We start from the raw sequence: 3,333 nt of genomic DNA on the forward strand, positions 1-3,333 counted from the left end.
GCCCACCGCCTCCCGCCTCCCGCCGGCGGGTCCGGCGGCTACAGCAGCTGCAGATCGATGCAGTCCACCGGGCACGGCGGAATGCACAGCTCGCAGCCGGTGCACAGGTCGGCAATGACGGTGTGCATGTACTTGGCGCCGCCGACGATGGCATCCACCGGGCAGGCCTGGATGCATTTGGTGCAGCCGATGCAGTCTGCTTCCACGATCACCGCCACCTGAGGTGCCTTGTGCGCGCCGCGCGTGCGGTCGAACGGCACGGCAGCTACGCCCAGTACCTGTGAAAGTGCGCGCGCCCCGGCATCGCCGCCGGGCGGGCAGCGGTCCACGCCGGCTTCGCCACGGGCCATGGCCTGCGCGTACGGGCGGCAGCCATCAAAGCCGCATTGGCCACATTGGGTCTGCGGCAGCAGGCGGTCCAGGCGTTCGGTCAGGGGCGGGATCAGGCTCATGCGTGGCGAAGGCTGCGCGTTGGTTATTTCAGGGGCTTGCCGCGGTACCAGCGCTCGTGGGCGAGGGCCAGCATGGGGCGGTCTTCGTAGCTGTCGCCGTAGGCGTGGATGCGCACGTAGCGCGACAGGTCGAAGCGGCGGCGGATGTGGTCGACCTTGCGCGGGCCACAGTCACCGTCGGCGTAGCGCCCGGTCAAGCGGCCGTCCTGGCTTTCCAGCCGGTTGCAGATCAACTGCAGGCCCCACTGTTCGCACCACGGCCGCAGATACAGATCGAGCGAGCCGGACACCACCACCACGGTGTGCTGCTGTTCCTTGTGCCAGCGGATCTGTTCCAGCATTTCCGGCCGCATCACCTCGGGCAGTACCTCGCGGGCGAAGCCGGCGGCCAGCGTGGCGATGTCATCGGCGTGGCGTTCGCTGAAGGTCAGGCGGGTTACGCGCGCGCGGATGCGCTCGGCGGAAATGATGCGCAGGCGGTAGGCCAGCAACCATGGGCCCACCTTCCACCACGCACGGGCCAGCTGTTCCGGCGTGGCCACGCGGCGCACGAAGCGGCCATAGGTATCGCAGGTGGTGATGGTGTGGTCGAAATCGAACAGCGCCAGCTCCATCCTGCTCTCTCCCATGGCGGTGCCTTCCGTGGCGGTGCCTTCCGTGGCGGTGTGCGGGCCGGGCGCGGCCTGGGCCGCGCCCGGGGTGCATCAGCGGACCGGCATGCCCGGCTGCGCGCCGCTGTCGGCGTCCAGCAGTGCCAGCGCGCCGCCGTCGAAACCGGCCGACAGGATCATGCCTTCGCTCAGGCCGAAGCGCATCTTGCGCGGGGCCAGGTTGGCGATGAACACCACGCTGCGGCCAACCAGCGCTTCCGGTTCGCCGTAGCTGCCGCGGATGCCGGAGAAGATCTGGCGCCTGCCCAGATCGCCGGCGTCCAGTTCGAAGCGCAGCAGCTTGTCCGAGCCTTCCACGAATTCGCACACCAGCACCTTGCCGATGCGCAGGTCGAGCTTGGCGAAATCGTCGATGCCGATGTAGGCCGGCGCGTCGGCGCCCTTGGCTTCGTCCTTGGCCGGGGCCGGGGCCGGGGCGGCCGGCTTGGCGGCCTCGGGCTTGGCGGCGGGGGCGGCAGCGGCGGCCGACTGCAGGGTGTCCTTGGAGGCGTCGATCATGGCGTCAATCTTCTTCGGGTCGATACGGGTGAACAGCGGGGTGTAATCGGCAATGCGGTGGCCCAGCAGCGGCTGTGCCAGCGCGGTCCAGTCGTTGACCGGTGCGGCCAGGAACGCTTCGGCCTGCGCGGCGGTGGTCGGCAGCACCGGCTTCAGCGCGGTCACCAGCACGCGGAACAGGTTCAGGCCCTGGCTGCAGACCGCCTGCAGCTGCGCGTCGGCGCCTTCCTGCTTGGCGATCACCCAGGGCTTCACATCGTCGATGTAGCGGTTGGCTTCGTCGGCCAGGGCCATGGTCAGGCGGATGGCAGCGGCCGGGTCGTTGCGCTCGTAGGCTTCGCGGATCGGCGCCAGGCCATCGACGAAACGCTGGTACTGCGCCGCATCGGGCAGCTGGGTGGCCAGCAGGCCGTCGAAGCGCTTGCTGATGAAGCCGGCGCAGCGGCTCGCCAGGTTGACGAACTTGCCAACCAGATCGGCATTGACGCGGGCGATGAAGTCGCCCAGGTTCAGGTCCAGGTCGTCCACGCCGCCGCTGGTCTTGGCCGCGTAGTAATAACGCAGTGCTTCCGGTTCCAGGCCGGCGTCCAGGAAGGTGCGTGCCATCACGAAGGTGCCGCGCGACTTGCTCATCTTGGCGCCGTCCACGGTCAGGTAACCGTTCACGTGCAGGCGGGTGGGCGCGCGGTGGCCGGTGCCATGCAGCACCGCCGGCCAGAACAGGCCGTGGAAGTTGACGATGTCCTTGCCGATGAAGTGGTGCAGTTCGGTGCTGGTGCCGGCGCGCAGGTGCGCCTCGAAGTCTTCGCCCAGCTTGCCGCACAGGGTCTGGAAGCTGGACAGGTAGCCGATCGGCGCATCCAGCCAGACGTAGAAGTACTTGCCCGGCTGGCCGGGAATCTGGAAACCGAAGTACGGCGCATCGCGCGAGATGTCCCATGCGCGCAGGCCGCCTTCGGCGTTCAGCCACTCACCCAGCTTGGCCTTCACGCCCGGCAGGGCGACGTCGCCGGCCAGCCATTCGCGCAGGAACGCATCGAAGTGGCCGACCTCGAAGAAGAAGTGTTCCGAATCGCGCATCTCCGGGGTTGCCCCGGAAATGACCGAACGCGGTTCCTTCAGGTCGGTGGGCGCGTAGGTGGCGCCGCACACTTCGCAGTTGTCGCCGTACTGGTCGGCGCTGCCGCAGTTGGGGCAGATGCCCTTTACGTAGCGGTCGGGCAGGAACATGCCCTTGGCCGGGTCGTAGAACTGCGCCACCGAGCGACGGCTGATGTGGCCGGCCGCTTCCAGCTTCAGGTAGAACTGTTCGGTCAGCGCCTTGTTGGCCGCCGAGTTGGTCGAATCGTAGTGGTCGAAGGCCACGCCGAAGGCGGCGAAGTCACGTTGGTGGCTGGCCTGGATGTTGGCGATGAAGGTTTCCGGGGTGACCCCGGCCTTCTCGGCGGCCAGCATGATCGGCGTGCCATGGGTGTCGTCGGCGCAGACGAACCAGGCGGTACCGCCGCTCATTCGCCGCGCGCGCACCCAGATGTCAGCCTGGATGTAGCCGACCAGATGGCCCAGGTGCAGCGGGCCGTTGGCGTAGGGCAGGGCGGTGGTGACGAGCGCGGTACGGGTCATGGTCGCGGGGTGCAGCCGAGGGGAACCGCAGATTATCGCACGCCCGCAACGTCGTGGGGCCCCCCCGGGCGGGGGCCGGGGGGGGGGGG

At 68.6% G+C, this 3,333-nt stretch carries 3 protein-coding genes; all 3 read right to left on the reverse strand.

The genetic code is table 11. The annotated features are described in order from the left end of the window. Positions 1 to 38: 38 nt before the first annotated feature. Positions 39 to 452, reverse strand: a complete 414-nt coding sequence (rnfB, locus tag IAE58_RS19735; RefSeq protein WP_199934776.1) for an Rnf electron transport complex subunit RnfB — start codon at positions 450 to 452, stop codon at positions 39 to 41. A gap of 23 nt (positions 453 to 475) precedes the next feature. Beyond that, on the reverse strand, positions 476 to 1,066 hold the full coding sequence (locus IAE58_RS19740) for an HAD family hydrolase (protein WP_108750664.1): 591 nt from the start codon (positions 1,064 to 1,066) through the stop codon (positions 476 to 478). A gap of 90 nt (positions 1,067 to 1,156) precedes the next feature. Continuing rightward, on the reverse strand, positions 1,157 to 3,244 hold the full coding sequence (metG, locus tag IAE58_RS19745) for a methionine--tRNA ligase (RefSeq protein WP_199934777.1): 2,088 nt from the start codon (positions 3,242 to 3,244) through the stop codon (positions 1,157 to 1,159). Positions 3,245 to 3,333 lie beyond the last annotated feature (89 nt).

This window comes from Stenotrophomonas sp. S49 (genome assembly GCF_016624905.1).
Lineage (GTDB): Bacteria > Pseudomonadota > Gammaproteobacteria > Xanthomonadales > Xanthomonadaceae > Stenotrophomonas.